Origin of the sequence: Buttiauxella sp. BIGb0552, assembly GCF_004366275.1 — a bacterium.
Taxonomy (GTDB): Bacteria; Pseudomonadota; Gammaproteobacteria; order Enterobacterales; family Enterobacteriaceae; genus Buttiauxella; species Buttiauxella gaviniae.
Window position 1 is genome coordinate 491,318 of sequence record NZ_SODY01000004.1, and the last position, 15,869, is coordinate 507,186.

The following is a 15,869-nucleotide window of genomic DNA, read 5'->3' on the forward strand; positions in this document are numbered from 1 at the left end:
ATCCATGATTGAAGTCAGCCAGCTTAATTTAACCTTTGGTGAAGGGGCGAAAACTAATCAGGTGCTATTCGACGTGAATTTTAACGTCGGACATGGTGAGATTTTTGGCCTGGTGGGGGAGTCGGGCTCCGGGAAAACCACGGTGCTGAAATGCCTGGCGGGTTTATTTACCCACTGGCAGGGCAAGTTGGTGATTGACGGAACTGAACTCGAGCACAAAATCAGCCGCGAGCGGTGCCGCATGGTGCAGATGGTATTTCAGGATCCCTATGGGTCGCTCCATCCGCGCCATACCATCGGCGATATTCTGGAAGAACCGCTGCAAATTCAGGGTTTCACCGACCGTGACCGTCGCATTAATATGATGCTCGATAAGGTCGGGCTGAACCGTGCGTTTCGCAGCCGATATCCGCATCAGCTTTCCGGCGGGCAGCGCCAGCGTGTGGCGATTGCGCGTGCGCTGATACTTGAACCGGAAGTGCTGCTGCTTGATGAGCCTACTTCAGCATTGGATGTTTCGGTGCAGGCGGAAATTCTTAATTTACTTTCGGATTTACAGCAAGAATCGAAACTCACCTATTTAATGGTGACACACGATTTAGGCGTCATTGCACATTTATGTCATCGCGTGGGTGTAATGCAACACGGGAAGATTCTTGAGTCACTCAGTACCGATAATTTAATAAGCGGTGCGGCACAAAATCCTTATACCCAAATGCTGGTGAATGCCAGTCGCCAATATAGTCGGGAGATGGCAAGTCAGGTGGCTCAATTTTAATTAATACTGGCTTCCATAATACCGCGCGTCAGGTTACCCCCCCCTGGCGCGTTTTTTATTGTTAAGATTAATAATTCTGCACCATTCACCTTTCGAATTCCTTTCTTGATAATCATCATAACCGCATGAATTTTATGAATTCACATACTCTTATATAAGATGTTTTTCTTATATAAGAAAGGTGGAAAAGATTATTCAGAAAACAAATCTAGGAATTTTCCTAAGAAGCAATAATATGCCCATACCTTATGCAGTGTTTCTGTGTAAGGTGATATATCTCACTCTCAACTGCTTAACCTTATCTGTTTATTTATCAGTAACAGGCTTATTTACTCTGGGATTCCGCACTGCACGATAAGGACAAAAGCAACACAACAAGGATAACAAGATGAAAGCTTTATTACCTGTAGTATTCGGCACGGCAGCCTTATTAAGTGGAGCGACTTTCGCGGAATCAACAAATACTATTACCTTCAAAGGTGAGATCACAGAACAAACCTGTTCGGTGACCGTTAACGGTTCAGATGCTCACCCTGTCGTACTGTTGCCTACCATCTCTAAAAGTGAGCTTAAGGACGCTGCCTCTTCGGCAGGGCTGACCACGTTCACCATGGGCGTCAGTGGATGCAGCGTAGACAGCTCCACATTAGAGATTAAAACCTTATTTATCGGCACTAACGTCACCAGTAGCGGAAACCTTGCAACCAGCGGTTCGGCTAATAACGTTGAACTGCAATTGCTAACGGATGCATCGGGCAGCACGGTTATCGACCTAAGTAACCCAATGGCTGTTGCAGGGATATCTATCCCGGCAGGAGAACAGTCTGGTGAACACGACTACGCCGTGCGTTACTTCTCGCCAACCGGCAATGCTACTGCGGGTGATGTTGTCGCCGCAGTGCAGTACGCGATTTCTTATCTTTAATAGTGCACGGCGTAGGGAATGAAATATGAGTTTAGGGAGAAGTTTGCTGACATTTGCCCTGCTGGGTGCCTGTTTAAGCAGCCAGGCAAGTGTGGTGATGACGGGCAATCGTGTGGTGTATCCAGCAGATGCAAAGCAAGTTAGCGTGCAGTTAACCAATCAGGATGACTTTCCGAATGTCATGCAAGCTTGGCTGGATAGCGGCGATGAGCAGTCAACACCGAAAACCGCGCGAGCACCTTTTATGCTGACTCCTCCTATGTTTCGCATGGCCGCGCACAGTGGCCAAACCCTGCGCTTGCAGTTTACCGGCGCGGATTTGCCACAAGATAAAGAGTCAGTGTTTTGGCTCAATACCTTGCAAATCCCGCCGGTGGCTAAAGGGAGTGAAGCATCCAATCAGATGATCGTGATGCTGCGTAGTCGTATGAAAGTGTTCTGGCGTCCCGCTGGTTTACAGGGCTCGCCGGACACGATGAACAAAACGACAACTGCTTCGGTTTCAGGCCGCCAACTTAGCCTCACCAACAATAGCGGCTATTACGCATCGATTGCCCATGTGCTGGTGACGGTTGCCAATAAACCCGTGAAGCTGGGTGGCGAGATGATTGCCCCCGGTGCGACAAAAGCATGGCCCTTAGTCGGTACACCTTCGGGTGACAGCGTGCAGATGACATGGATTAACGATCAGGGCGCTTATCTGAGCGGAACACTTCCACTGAAGCATTAGCGGCTTTGCAGGGAAGCAAAATATTATGGAAAAACATCACTGGCTGAGTCTTTGCGCGCTGGGTGGATGGGTGTTGCCGTTCGTCTCGCAGGCAGAAAACTACACCTTCGACGAAGCCTTATTGTTGGGGAGCGAATATGGGCAAGGGCTTGGCCGCTTCAATAGCGAGGCTTCGGTGGCTCCGGGTCAATATCTGGTTGATATCTGGCTAAACGGGCGGTTTATCGCCCGTGAAGGAGTGATGTTTCGTAGTGAAGGTGAGGATGTTACGCCTTGTTTGCCGTTGGTTTTTTATGAACAAAATGGTGTGCTGGCATTAAGCACACCCGGCAGCGAAAGCTGTGTAAGCCCCGCGAAACGCGTCGTAGGGGCAAGTTATGTGTTTGATAACACGCTATTACGGCTGGATATTGCCATCCCCCAGGCTGAAATGGTGCAGGTGCCGCACGATTACGTCGCCCCCGAGCAATGGCAGGCGGGGGAAAGTCTGTTGTTTACCAACTACAACAGTAACTTTTATTACAGTGATGCCGGTGGAAGCCAGAGCGAATATGGTTGGTTGGGGCTGACGTCGGGTATTAACTTTGGTTTATGGCAACTGCGCCAGCAATCCTCAGCAAGCTATAGCCGTTATGGGGATAAAAAACGCTACCAGTGGGATAACTTACAAGCCTGGCTACAACGCCCGGTAGCGGCGCTGCAAAGCACGTTGAGTGCTGGTCAAAGTTATAGTGGTGGCAACCTGTTTAGCAGCATGGCGTTTACTGGCGTCAAACTGGAAACCGACCAACGGATGTGGCCTCAATCCCGCCAGGGATATGCGCCAGAAATTCGCGGTACCGCGGCCAGTGCGGCTCGTGTGGTAGTCAGCCAGAACGGGCGCACATTGTACCAAACCAATGTGGCACAGGGGCCGTTTGTGATTAACGACCTTGCCAGCACCGCCTGGCAGGGGGATTTGCAGGTTGATGTGATTGAAGTCGATGGCAGCCGCAGCCAGTTTACGGTTCCGTTTTCAGCTCTACCGCTCTCTTTACGTCCTGGGGTCTGGCGCTATAACGCGGTTATCGGGCGTGCGCGTGATTACGATACGGATGACAACTGGTTCGGTGATTTCACCCTTGAACGCGGTATCGCCAATAGCCTGACGGCTAACGGTGGTGTTCGTCTGGGGAAAGAGTACGCCTCCACGGTACTGGGTGGCGTCTGGGCTTCAGAGCTTGGGTCGATTGGTGCGGATGTGACGGCATCATCTGCGCAGCTCCCGGAAGGCAAACAAACGGGCTGGCGTTCACAGCTTTCCTGGAGCCGGTCATTCAACTCAACCGGTACCAACGTGGCACTGGCTGGCTACCGCTATTCCACTGCTGGGTACCGTGATTTCAGTGATGTGTTGGGTGAACGAAATGCTGCTAAAAGCAGTGATATCTGGCGTTCTGATACACTTTCACAGCGCAACCAGTTTACAGCCACCGTTAACCAGCAATTGGGTGACTATGGCTCGATATGGCTTTCCGGTTCGGTGATGGATTACTACGGCGAGCGCGGGCGCAATACACAGCTTCAGTTTGGTTATGCCAATCAGTGGCGACAAATTAGCTACAACCTGGCCGCGAGCCGCCAGCAAACATTCTGGCGTGATACCACGCGACGTGCAGATGGGCAGCCAGGGCAGAATGTCAGGCATGGGCAGGCGGAAAATATTGTCACACTGACATTCTCTGTGCCGCTGAAGTTTGGTACGGGTGAAGATTATCTCTCGCTTTCAACTAGCCATAGTAAAACCAGTGGCGCGAGTTATCAGGCTTCGCTTGCGGGCTCAATCAGTGAGGACGATAGCGCAAGCTATGCCGTTTCTGCGGGATACCAGAACGCATCGGGCGAGGCTGCACAAAAGAACTGGAGCGCCTCGCTGCAAAAAATGACTTCGTTTGGCACCTTGAACGGCAGCTATTCACAAGCCGAAAACTATAAGCAATGGGCGGGAGGAATGCGTGGTGCAGCAGTTGTGCACCGTGGCGGCGTGACGCTTGGACCATGGCTTGGCGACACCTTTGCGCTGGTGGAGGCTAAGGGAGCCGAAGGGGCTCGCGTGAGTAATGGCCAGGGCGCAGCCATCAACGCTCAAGGCTTCGCGCTAGTGCCGTCGCTAACACCTTATCGTTTTAATAATGTTCAGTTAGACACCCGTAATATGGCGGCCGACATTGAGCTTGAGGATAACCAGCAGCGCGTTGCACCGTATGCCGGAGCCGCAGTGAAGTTATCGTTCTCAACGATAAAAGGAACCGCGGCGTTGATAGATGTCACTACTCGCCGTGGCTCGCTCCCCCAAGGTGCGGAAGTCTTTGATGAACACAATCAGGTTGTCGGGATGGTGGGGCAGGCAAACCAGGTGTATGCCCGTTTACCGGCAATGAAAGGACAGTTAACCGTGCGCTGGGGCGATGGCCCTGATGAAAGGTGCGCATTTAAATATCAGTTAACAGATGACGACCCCCAGCAGGCGATGATCGCGCTAACTGCCCAGTGTTTGGACGCGTAAGGAAACCATTAAGTGAAAATCAGGACAAAACTCGCGATCGTCATACTGATGATGTTAAGCGCTACGGCGCAGGCGGCATGTGAATACATTATTTACCCGTATACCGGTGCGAACAGTCAATTCGGTTCACATCGCCTGAGTTCGGCCAGCGATGGCAAAGCTGAAGCCTGGTGGGGTCTTAGTGGGGCCGATGCTAAGAACGGGCAACTGACCGGCGTGAGTAAATCGATTGATGTCAGCAGCAATAATATTTTCCAACCGCCTGGTACGGTGCTGGCGGCAGCTGGGGGGATTCCTTTTACCCAATATGCACACAAAGGCGGGTGGGACCCTGAACTGGTGTTTTACCGCTGTACGCCGGATACCGCAGGCCAGCTTTACCAGGCGTTTTCCACCAACGGGGATGACGCTTATGCCGGGTGGTATGAAGCGCAAGATGTGCCGGGGGCTTATCTGACGCTTGCCAGAAATGTGGCGATGCGAATTACGCTGGAAGCGACCGGACAGGTATTCACGGATATCTGGCAGCAGATCGCAATGACTAACCTTGATACGGATAAAGACGGCAACTTTTTAATTAAAGCCAAAAACTTTTCGCCGATTCGTGTGGAGCTGATCAAAACAGCGGATACGCGATATTTTATTAGCTCGGCTGCGACTTACACTTTTGCCGGGGTAAACCCGAATGCTTATGTTGTGTTTCGCGGGCCAGGGCTCGACTCGAATGGCATCAAAGTGGGCCAGGCGCATCGTGGCGGTAACTGGGCTGGCTGGTATCACGAATGGCCGTCGGTGATTAGCCTCTACAATAATGGGATTACCGTGCGGCGAGGGGCGATTTGTCAGGTGATCCATTTCACACCTTTTGTGCAATTACCGCGAGTTAGTGCCACGGATATCAGAGCAGGGCGTAGCGTCAGTGCACCTTTCTCACTGGAGTTTACTTGCGAATCCAACGTGGTTTCAGGAGTTGTCACCAACAAGCAGAACGTCGCACTCGGGTTTCTGGCTCCTGAGGCGAATGTCCTGGCAGCACAAAAATATGGCCTGACTAGCGGGAGTGCGGTGACTCACTTACTTGATGATGCTTACGGCGCACCGGGTCATGCGCGGGGTGTTGGCGTCAGAATATTACGCAATGGTTTGCCGATGAACTTCTTGACCACCGACGTTGCTGGAACAGGCGCAAGCGCCGGTTGGGTGCCTGTTTTGGGTGGCTCGCAGGTAAAAACCGGAACCCAGAGTGGTGTTGATAGTTACCAGGAAACATTTGAAGCGCGTCTTGAACGCTTCTCAAGTGATCAACTGGAAACAGGGAGGTATCAGGCTCATGCCCAAATCCTTATGCGTCTTCAGTAGACTGCTGTTTTTGTGGCTATGTTTAGCCTTACCCGTACAGGCGGTGGTTAACCTGAGTGCCACGCGGGTGGTTTTTGACAAGGGAGCGGTGAACCAATCCATTACGCTTGCCAACAGTGCCGATTATCCGGTGATGGTGCAGGCGTGGATTGACGATGGTGACCCTCAAGGTCTCCCGCAAACTGCCGAATCGCCGTTTGTAGTACTGCCGCCCATTTTTCGCCTTGCGCCGCTTGAGCAGCGTTCTATCAGGCTGCTAACCAGCGCTAAAGGTTTGCCAGATGACCGTGAATCTCTGTTTTGGCTAAATATTTATGAGATCCCGCCTAATCAGTCAGAGGTACAAAATGAAAAAATCCTGCTGGCATTTCGTACGCAGCTGAAAGTGTTTTGGCGTCCAGTTGGAGTGGGGCGGTTGACCGAGGATGCGGGGAATCAATTACGTTTTACGCGCTCGGGTGAGGGAGTGACGGTATCCAACCCAACACCCTGGAATATCTCTTTGGCCGAGGTAGAAATAGCCGGGTATTCTGCTTCGGGAATAACCTTAAGTCCTTTTTCGCAGCAACCGCTCTTTACGTTTAATAAGGTAGATTTACAGGATGGTGTAGTTAAATTTGTCATAATAAACGATGAGGGAAATCAGTGGGGTTATGCTTTGTCGATTAAATAAACAGATCTAATAAGCCTTTTACACCCCCCAGATCTGAATGCGTAAGGAATAGCGTGAATAAACAAATTATCTTGAATGGCGTGGCGGCCTTTCTACCTGAAAAGCACAGGATTATCGCTATTAATAGCGACAAGCCACCCCTGTCACTGAGTATACCTGCGAGCAGATGCCTGGCATTGTTGGTTAATTGTCAAGGGGAAGTGGTTCTTCGGGAACGCTTTTTCCATGAAGTCTGGGTGAGTAATGGAGCCCAGGTAACCAATAATACCTTCTATCAAAATATTTCCCTTTTGCGGCGGGCATTTAAAGAGTTTGGCCTTAATGAGGACTATATCGTCACCGTCCCAAAGGTCGGGGTCAAACTTGAAAATACGTTGAAGATAACCCGCAGCGAAGAAGGCGAAAACATTGTTACGGAGCTACCGCAACCTTCTACACCTGTGCAAACACAGCCGCGTAAGGTCGTGCAACGTTTGTCTTCTTCGCTCACCAGGGGGTGGTTTGGCGTAAGTGCAATGGTGCTAGTGCTCTGTTTAGGTGGGGCGCTTTTAACCTGGCAAGCCAGCATGGATAACCGCTTCACAGAATTTAAACCGCTAATTACTCAGAGTAACTGCAGCTATTTTGTGAATTCCGATACCACTGACTATAAAAAACATCGTTTATTTGTGCGTGATTTTAAATTGAGTTGTGAAGATTTTCATTATGTCTATTTAACGGCTTATAACAATTTTGCCCGTTTTTCTGCTGTGGCCTGCGAAGGTCCATTTAGTGCCTGGCGAAAGAACCACTGTGTCACACATTATGTTATAGCGGATAATGGAAATGCGTTTGAAAAATAATACTTCATGGTTATTAGTAGGCTTACTGATCATCACATCCTGTATCGCGTCGGTTAAGATATATCTGTATTGGAAAAATACGCATTTTAGCTGCACTGGCGAATTAATACTTCATCGTAAAGACAATGTTGCAAATGTTACGATGCAATATGTTTTTAATGGTGATACCGGGGCGGTGCTGCTACGGGGTGAGGTTATATTGAACAACAATCTGGTTGAACAAGTGAGTCAGAATGTATTTTTTGATTTTCAGCGTAAGGGAAATGATTATTTTCTCATTTCAAAGTCAGTGACGGATTCAACTGGAAGCCCAACGGATATCCCATTATTAAAGAGAACATTTCCGCTCTTCTATTTAGAACCCGATGCGAAGTTTTTTCTTAATATCAAACAATTGACTGGCTCCAGCTGGCTTTTCACAACCAGCCGTTCACCTTCATTACTGTGCAGTAAATAACCCGCTAACCTAACAGCAGGCAGTTTGGTGGCAGGCGGCAGCTTATCGCATTGGGATGTATATCAATGCGGAACTTCTGGCTGGTCAGCGGCTCGCCATCAAGGTTAAAAGTAATGTCGTGCGGGGCGGTTATCTCGAACCAGGATGAACGCCCATCAATAATATTTGGATTGTCGTCAGGTTGCGTCAGCGTTTTAAAAATTGCTGGCAGCAACTCTTCGCCAGTAAAAATACGCAACTCTAATAAACCATCATTAATCAATGCCTGCGGGCAAAGTTCCTGCCCACCGCCCGCCTGGCGGCCATTGCCAATACCGATCACCAGCGCATCGCCTTGCCACTCAAAATCTTGTCCACGAATTTCGCAGCGGTCTGGTTTGAGCGTGTCCAGGCGAATCAATCCGTGAACAAAATAAGCGATACCACCGAGCGCAGCTTTCAACTTTTCAGGTGTTTCAGTAGTGATGCGTGTACCAAAACCGCCGGTTGCCATATTAATAAACCAGGCCGATTCGTTCACTTGTACCAGATCGATAGGCACGCCTTTGCCGACTATTGCCAGCTGCAATGCTTTATCCAGCTCCTGCGGAATGCCTATGCTGGTGGCAAAATCGTTGGCAGTACCGAGTGGTAAAATACCTAATACCGGGCGATGTTCCGGAGCGAGTTGCGCCAGCGCGGTTGCCACTTCGTTTATCGTGCCATCGCCGCCGCCAGCAATGACGGTATCGACACCCATACGAGATGCTTCTTCAACGTAACGAATCGCGTCACCTTGTTCCCAGGTAACGCGGATGTGTAACGTGTAACCCTCGTCACGCATGACTTTTACGGCGCTACGCAAGATGTCGTTGTTGGCACCTTTGCCGTTCAGAATGACGAGTGATACGGGAAACTGCTCCATGGCGGACCTCTGGAAATGTAGTTGAATTCAAAGTGTATCTTATGTGAAGGATTTGCGGGTAAGAACAGACTGAGTCTGCGGGGTTCAGCGATGAATAGTTCGGGACAAAGCATATTATTGATAAATGACATACATAGAGTTTTATGCGTAAGTATTATATCTGACGGCTTTCAACGCATTGAATAACTAAAAATACACAACAACATTCACTCAATAAAAAAAGAAATATGATGATGAACAACATTGAAGAAGAACGTGGGCGTCTCAGAGCGTCCTGCACTGTCGAATTAAAGGGATTTTCTCAATCGACGCCAGCGCAGATGTTTCAGGAAATGGCTGAATGGGCGCAGTCTAATGATGTAACCCATGACGTTTATGGTGAAGGTGCATTCATTCAACACTTTGAAGCGAAAGTGGCAAAACTGCTGGGCAAGCAATCGGCCGTATTCATGCCCAGCGGTGTTATGGCGCAGTTGATAGCAGTAAATATCTGGTGCGAGAGAAAGCGACTGCAGCGCTTTGGGGTACATGCATCTTCACATCTCCTGCTTCACGAAAAGCAATCCTATCAGGCTTTAATGCAGTTGCATGGCGTGACGGTAGGACATCGACTTCGGCCTATTGTGGAGGAAGACTTGTCAGCTGTTGCTGAGCCTCTGGGTTGTCTGGTCGTAGAGTTACCAGCACGTGAGATTGGCGGGCAACTACCGGAGTGGGAAGAACTGGAGGCGCTGAAAAAGAGTGCCGCGCAGTCAGGTACAACTCTGCATATGGATGGGGCGCGCCTGTGGGAAACCAAAGCCTATTACCAACGGTCATATGCCGAAATTGCTGATGGTTTCTCGTCAGTCTATGTCTCAGCCTATAAAGGTCTCGGCGGTCTTGCTGGCGCACTGCTGGCAGGCGATACCGACTTCATACAACAGGCACGTCTCTGGCAAAGACGATTAGGCGGCAACCTGGTGACGCAAAGTCCAATGGTGATATCTACCGCGATGCGTTTTGATAAGCAATTAGCCATACTTGAGTCTTGTTATCAGCGGACATTGAGCCTGGCCGCTTGCCTTCAAGCAATACCGGGCATTCGTATTTTGCCGCGCACTCCTCAGGTAAATATGTTTCATGCGTATTTTGACGCAGAAAAAACAGCATTACTAAATGCACGGGATGACATTGCCCGTCGGCATGGGTATTGGTTGTTCAGCAATATGGACGAGGCGGAAGTGCCTGGTTGGTGTAAAACTGAGTTCTATATAGGTGACAGCTTGTTGCAGATGAGTGACGTTCAAATCCTGGATTTATTCAGCGAATTAATGGGGCAGGTTAATAAAGGCAATTAATGTTTCTGGATTGAAACTGGCGCAACGGTGTTTGCAAATGTTGAATCGGTAACGATAAAAAGGTGGCCTGCGGAAGGGAGATTCCACAGGCCAATGAGGTGGTTCTTGGTACAACTAGCATTTATGGGTTATGTTTTTCAGCCCGGCGATAATAACCGTATACAGCGAAGCGGTATGTGATCGGTTTCTAAGAAATGTTCTGGCGCGGAAAAAATACCCACAATGAGTGACTTAGCGCGCGTTCTGAGCAACTAAATTGCGCATCAGCAACGCATAATCCAGCGACACATCCTCTGGCACCGGCATCCATACAATATGGCCATCGCCAGGTGCGACTTCAATCGGCTGCGATTTGGTATTTTCCAGCACTTCAAGGGTGAAGGTGACGTTACCTTGCGGCGTCATTAATTCCAGACTGTCGCCGAGCAGGAATTTGTTCTTCACTTTCACTTCTGCCAGACCGCCACGGCGTTCACCGGTAAATTCACCGACAAATTGCTGACTTTCAGAAACCGAGTGGCTGTACTCGTAATTCTGATAAGAATCATGATTATGACGACGTAAGAAACCTTCGGTGTAGCCACGGTGTGCCAGACCTTCCAGCGTGGTCAGAAGCGTTGGGTCGAACGGTTTGCCTGCTGCGGCATCGTCGATTGCACGGCGATAAACCTGAGCAGTACGCGCACAGTAGTAATAGGATTTGGTGCGGCCTTCGATTTTCAGCGAGTGCACGCCCATTTTGGTCAGGCGCTCAACGTGTTCGATGGCGCGCAGATCTTTCGAGTTCATGATGTAGGTGCCGTGTTCGTCTTCGAACGCCGTCATGTATTCGCCAGGGCGTTTGCCTTCTTCCATCAAAAACACTTTATCGGTTGGTGCGCCCGCGCCCAAAGTCGGCTCAATGTTTTGTACCGGAATCGGCTCATGAAGATGCACGATATTGCCGACATCATCTTCTTTGCCTTCTTCAACTTTGTATTCCCAACGGCAGGCGTTGGTGCAGGTGCCCTGGTTCGGGTCACGCTTGTTGATGTAACCCGACAGCAGGCAGCGGCCAGAATAGGCCATGCACAATGCGCCATGAACGAAGATTTCCAGTTCCATATCTGGCACTTGTTCACGCACTTCAGCAATTTCTTCCAGCGACAGTTCGCGTGACAAAATCACGCGGGTCAGACCCATCTGTTTCCAGAACTTCACGGTTGCCCAGTTTACGGCATTGGCCTGCACTGACAGGTGAACGTCCATTTCCGGGAATGCTTCACGCACCATCATGATAAGACCAGGGTCAGACATGATCAGCGCATCCGGGCCCATATCGATAACCGGTTTCAGGTCACGGATAAAGGTTTTCAGCTTAGCGTTGTGTGGGGCAATGTTGACAACCACGTAGAATTTTTTGCCGAGCTCATGGGCTTCGTTGATGCCGAGCTGGAGGTTTTCGTGGTTGAATTCGTTATTGCGCACGCGCAGGCTGTAACGCGGCTGGCCAGCGTAGACAGCATCTGCGCCATAGGCGAAAGCGTAACGCATATTTTTCAGCGTTCCGGCCGGGGATAGAAGTTCTGGTTTAAACATGGGGTTCTCGTCTGATTTCAGGTCAGAAACCACCGCATATGGTGCGGTGGTTTGAAAGCGTGTGCATAAGGCACAATTTTAGGGCGGGAATTGTAGCGCTTATTAGTTCCAGAAACTACCTTTACGCAATCCGGCAGGCGTCCGCCTCCCAGCGGTAACCCACGCCGTAGACCGCACGGATAAACGACTGTTCTTCGTCTAACGCTTCGAGCTTGCGGCGCAGGTTTTTAATATGACTGTCGATAGTGCGGTCAGTCACTACGCGGTAATCATCATAAAGCTGGTTGAGTAACTGCTCGCGTGAAAAGACTTTGCCCGGCTCGTGAGACAGCGTTTTCAGCAGGCGGAATTCAGCTGGTGTTAAATCCAAAAGTTTGTCGCGCCAGCTCGCCTGAAAACGACCTTCGTCGATGATTAACGGGCTGATTTCATCGGCTGCAACCGGATCGCGCTGGCGTTTGCAGCGGCGCAAAATGGTTTTGACGCGCGCTACCACTTCCCGCGGGCTATAAGGCTTGCAGATATAATCATCGGCACCAATTTCCAGGCCAAGCAGGCGGTCGATTTCCTCGATTTTAGCGGTCACCATGACAATCGGAATTTCTGAGAAACGACGAATTTCACGGCACAGCGTCAGGCCATCGGTGCCTGGCAGCATTAAATCGAGCAGGATCAAATCCGGCGGCGTCTGGCGCACGAAAGGCAGCACTTTGTCGCCATGGGTAATCAACTCTGGCGCATATCCCGCAGCACGTAAGTAATCAATTAACAGTTGGCCGAGCTTTGGCTCGTCTTCAACAATTAAAATACGCGGTGTGTTTTCGTCAATTGGCAATTCGGTCATACAGGTCTCAACGATTCTGGCTCCAGCGGTAACTCTACTGTAATGCTTACCCCGCCGAAAGGCGAATGCGAGGCGTAAAGCTTGCCGTTATGGGCGGCAACAATATTCTGGCAGATAGACAGACCAAGTCCTGAGCCGCCACTGGCGCGGTTGCGGGAACCTTCAGTACGGTAAAAACGCTCAAACAGCATAGTTAACTGCTCGTCGCTGACACCCGGCGCGCTGTCGGCAAAATGCATGACAAAACGTTGATTCACCACTTCGCCGGAGATTACCAGCTGGCCGCCCGCATCGGTGTAGCGCAGGCTGTTTTCCAACAGGTTATTGAATAACTGCATTAAACGGTCGCTGTCGCCAAAAATGGTGGCGCTATCTGGCAGCGCCAGGCTAATGCTTAAACCACGTGAGTTGAAGCGTTCGCGGAATGCGCCCGCCACAATCTCCAGCAGGTTAATGATATCCAGAGATTGCTTTTGGTAGGCCAGTGCGCCTTCGTCTGACATCGACAATTGGTGCAGGTCATCAACCAGTTTGGTCAGTGTAGCGACTTCCATTTGCAGTGACGCCACGGATTCCGGCGTGAATTTGCGCACGCCATCCTGAATGGCCTCCAGCTCGCCGCGTAAAATCGCCAGCGGGGTGCGCAATTCATGGGAAATATCGGCCATGTAAGCGCGGCGCATATTGTGGTTTTTCTCAAGCGTGCTGGCGAGTTGGTTAAAGTCTTGCGCCAGCTTGCCGAGTTCGTCCTGGCTGGTGGAGTCCACGCGGGTAGTGAAGTCCCCGGCGGCCAGTTTGTGTGTCCCTTCAACCAGGCGTTTCACCGGGGCTAATAACCCACGTGCCAGCAAGAATGTTGCTGCTGCAGCAAGGAGTGTTGCCAGGCCGACGATTATCCAGCTGGTGCGCCGTTGTTGGCGATCGAAATTAATATCGGTGTTGCGCGTCAGGCGTTCGACCGGCGAGGCGACAACCCAGCCTGCATCGCGACCGTTAACGTTAATCGCCCGGCGCATACCGTCGGTCGGAACCGGGCCGCGTGGGCCAACTAGCACTTTGTAATCCTGGTCGACGACCCAGAATTGGGTGCGCCAACCATGTGGCGGCAGGTTATGGTTTTCTTCATCGCCATGTTCGAACGAGCGCAGCAGCTTGAACATAAAGCGATCGTTATTGCGCAGAAACTGCCAGTTGCCGTGCTGCTCATACTGTTCGCCCAGCGCGTCACTTAGCATCTCCAGGCGTTGTTCATTGCCACGCTTGATGTAGTCAATAAACCCATGTTCGAAACTGAGCCGCACACCCCAATGCATGATTGCCAGCACCAGCAGGCAGGTCGAGAAAATCGCGAGGAACAGTTTGCCGGTAATACCAGGCCGCCAGAGCTTCATGAGCTCCTCCTTTTGCGTCGCGCAATCACGACATTTTTGGTGGTGTCTTTCGGGACGCGAGCAAAAATCAGCGCGGGCAGGGCGATAACCACCGCCATACTGAACCAGGTGTACATAAAGACGCTGTGGACTACGGCGCTATCCGCCGTCAATTGATGATGACCGTACATTCCCAGTAACAATCCGGCGATGGTGACACCGATACTCATTGAAAGCTGCATCACCATTGAGAGCATGCTGTTGCCGCCGCTTGCCAGATCGTCCGGTAAATCTTTCAGTGTCAGCGTGTTCATTGACGAGAAGCGCGTGGAGTTGACCATGCCAAGCAGGAACAAGACTACCGGCAGCAAGTAGTACCAACCCAGTAGTGCCGTCGCCATAAACAGCAGAATAACCAGTGATAAACCGAGCGTGGTGGCGACCAAAACATGGCGATAGCCAAAGCGGTTAACCACCTGCACCACAATGCGTTTCATGCCCATGCTTCCCAATACCATTGGGATCATCATCAGGCCCGCGTGGAATGGCGAAAAGCCAAGTCCGATCTGCAGGAATACCGGCGTCATAAACGGGATCATGCCGCTGCCGATACGGCCACAAAAACTGCCTAACAGGCCGAGCGAGAAAGTCTGCGTCTTAAAAAGATTGAGATTGAATAGAGCGTTATCATTGGCTTTGGCGTGCCATAGGTAGAGCGCCATTGCTGCAGTACCGCCACCGACCAACAACCACACCGTGGATGGGCTCACGCCTAAACCTTTTGCGCCATCAAGTGCAATAGTCAGTGCCGCCATACCAAACGCCAAATAGACAAAGCCCATCATGTCGAATTTGCGCGTCTGCATGGTGTAGTTCGGCATCAGCCATAGCGTGGCGATGGCGCCGATAATGCCAACCGGCAGGTTAATCAGGAAGATCCAGTGCCATGAGGCATACTCCACCAGCACGCCGCCGAGTGCCGGGCCAAGCAGCGGGCCAATTTGCCCGGGCAAAGTGACGAAGGTCATCGCCGCCATATATTGTTCGCGCGGGACGATTTTCATCACTGTTAAGCGCCCGACGGGCACCATCATGGCCCCGCCAATCCCTTGCACCACTCGCGCCATCACTAGTTCGTTAAGCGTGGAGGCGTGCGCGCAGAGTAGTGAGCCAATGGTGAACAGCACAATGGCAGTGAAGAATATATTGCGCACGCCAACACGGTCTGCCAGCCAGCCGCTTGCGGGCAACATCACCGCGACCGTCAACACATACGACACGATAACCGAGTGCATGTGTAACGGGCTTTCACCCAGGCTCGCCGCCATCGAAGGCAGGGCAGTGTTGACGATAGTAGTGTCGAGCGATTGCATGAAGAAGCCAAAGGCGACAATCCACAGTTGCCAGCGCACGGCGGCAGGCAGTTCAGTCATTTAAATATCCTTCATACTTGAAGCTGCAGCAGCGTTGCTGCGCTCTTTCGCCCAAATCACTTACTCAAGTAAGCTCATCGGGACTCATTCA

14 protein-coding genes are annotated in these 15,869 nt (G+C 50.9%); 9 read left to right on the forward strand and 5 right to left on the reverse strand.

Annotation, left to right across the window (positions count from 1 at the left end; genetic code table 11):
- Positions 1–4 precede the first annotated feature (4 nt).
- From EDF88_RS14405 to EDF88_RS14440, 8 genes are all read left to right on the forward strand, one after another.
- Positions 5–778 carry an ABC transporter ATP-binding protein gene (locus EDF88_RS14405; protein ID WP_134185607.1) on the forward strand — a complete coding sequence of 258 codons (774 nt, stop codon included), beginning with the start codon at positions 5–7 and terminating at the stop codon, positions 776–778.
- 388 nt (positions 779–1,166) lie between these two features.
- Positions 1,167–1,703 carry a fimbrial protein gene (locus EDF88_RS14410; protein ID WP_134185350.1) on the forward strand — a complete coding sequence of 179 codons (537 nt, stop codon included), beginning with the start codon at positions 1,167–1,169 and terminating at the stop codon, positions 1,701–1,703.
- 25 nt (positions 1,704–1,728) lie between these two features.
- Positions 1,729–2,433 carry a molecular chaperone gene (locus EDF88_RS14415; protein ID WP_134185352.1) on the forward strand — a complete coding sequence of 235 codons (705 nt, stop codon included), beginning with the start codon at positions 1,729–1,731 and terminating at the stop codon, positions 2,431–2,433.
- Positions 2,434–2,458: 25 nt separating this feature from the next.
- Positions 2,459–4,978 (forward strand): fimbria/pilus outer membrane usher protein, encoded by a 2,520-nt coding sequence (locus EDF88_RS14420; protein ID WP_134185354.1) that lies wholly within the window; start codon positions 2,459–2,461, stop codon positions 4,976–4,978.
- Positions 4,979–4,990: 12 nt separating this feature from the next.
- Positions 4,991–6,337, forward strand: coding sequence for a fimbrial protein (locus EDF88_RS14425; RefSeq protein ID WP_243839621.1), 1,347 nt, complete (start codon positions 4,991–4,993; stop codon positions 6,335–6,337).
- Positions 6,309–7,010 carry a molecular chaperone gene (locus tag EDF88_RS14430; RefSeq protein WP_134185356.1) on the forward strand — a complete coding sequence of 234 codons (702 nt, stop codon included), beginning with the start codon at positions 6,309–6,311 and terminating at the stop codon, positions 7,008–7,010. The genes EDF88_RS14425 and EDF88_RS14430 overlap by 29 nt, the downstream gene beginning before the upstream one ends.
- Positions 7,011–7,063: 53 nt before the next feature.
- Positions 7,064–7,852 (forward strand): winged helix-turn-helix domain-containing protein, encoded by a 789-nt coding sequence (locus EDF88_RS14435; RefSeq protein WP_166671978.1) that lies wholly within the window; start codon positions 7,064–7,066, stop codon positions 7,850–7,852.
- Positions 7,842–8,309 (forward strand): hypothetical protein, encoded by a 468-nt coding sequence (locus EDF88_RS14440; protein ID WP_134185360.1) that lies wholly within the window; start codon positions 7,842–7,844, stop codon positions 8,307–8,309. Before EDF88_RS14435 ends, EDF88_RS14440 begins: the two co-directional genes overlap by 11 nt.
- 4 nt (positions 8,310–8,313) lie before the next feature.
- On the opposite strand, the gene yegS is transcribed toward EDF88_RS14440, so the two are convergent.
- Positions 8,314–9,213 (reverse strand): lipid kinase YegS, encoded by a 900-nt coding sequence (gene yegS, locus EDF88_RS14445; RefSeq protein WP_134185362.1) that lies wholly within the window; start codon positions 9,211–9,213, stop codon positions 8,314–8,316.
- Between the two features lie 233 nt (positions 9,214–9,446).
- Between yegS and EDF88_RS14450 the strand changes: the two genes are divergently transcribed.
- Positions 9,447–10,553 (forward strand): beta-eliminating lyase-related protein, encoded by a 1,107-nt coding sequence (locus EDF88_RS14450; RefSeq protein WP_208326147.1) that lies wholly within the window; start codon positions 9,447–9,449, stop codon positions 10,551–10,553.
- Between the two features lie 231 nt (positions 10,554–10,784).
- Here the strand turns inward: EDF88_RS14450 and yegQ are convergent, their stop codons facing one another.
- From yegQ to EDF88_RS14470, 4 genes are all read right to left on the reverse strand, one after another.
- Positions 10,785–12,131, reverse strand: coding sequence for a tRNA 5-hydroxyuridine modification protein YegQ (gene yegQ, locus EDF88_RS14455; protein ID WP_064512274.1), 1,347 nt, complete (start codon positions 12,129–12,131; stop codon positions 10,785–10,787).
- A 121-nt stretch (positions 12,132–12,252) separates the two neighbouring features.
- The gene (gene baeR / locus EDF88_RS14460) at positions 12,253–12,975 is read right to left on the reverse strand and encodes a two-component system response regulator BaeR (RefSeq protein ID WP_064512272.1); all 723 of its coding nucleotides are present in this window, start codon (positions 12,973–12,975) and stop codon (positions 12,253–12,255) included.
- Complete coding sequence (gene baeS, locus EDF88_RS14465; protein ID WP_134185366.1) at positions 12,972–14,366, reverse strand: two-component system sensor histidine kinase BaeS; 1,395 nt, start codon at positions 14,364–14,366, stop codon at positions 12,972–12,974. The genes baeR and baeS overlap by 4 nt, the downstream gene beginning before the upstream one ends.
- The gene (locus EDF88_RS14470; RefSeq protein ID WP_134185368.1) at positions 14,363–15,778 is read right to left on the reverse strand and encodes an MFS transporter; all 1,416 of its coding nucleotides are present in this window, start codon (positions 15,776–15,778) and stop codon (positions 14,363–14,365) included. The genes baeS and EDF88_RS14470 overlap by 4 nt, the downstream gene beginning before the upstream one ends.
- Positions 15,779–15,869: the final 91 nt, after the last annotated feature.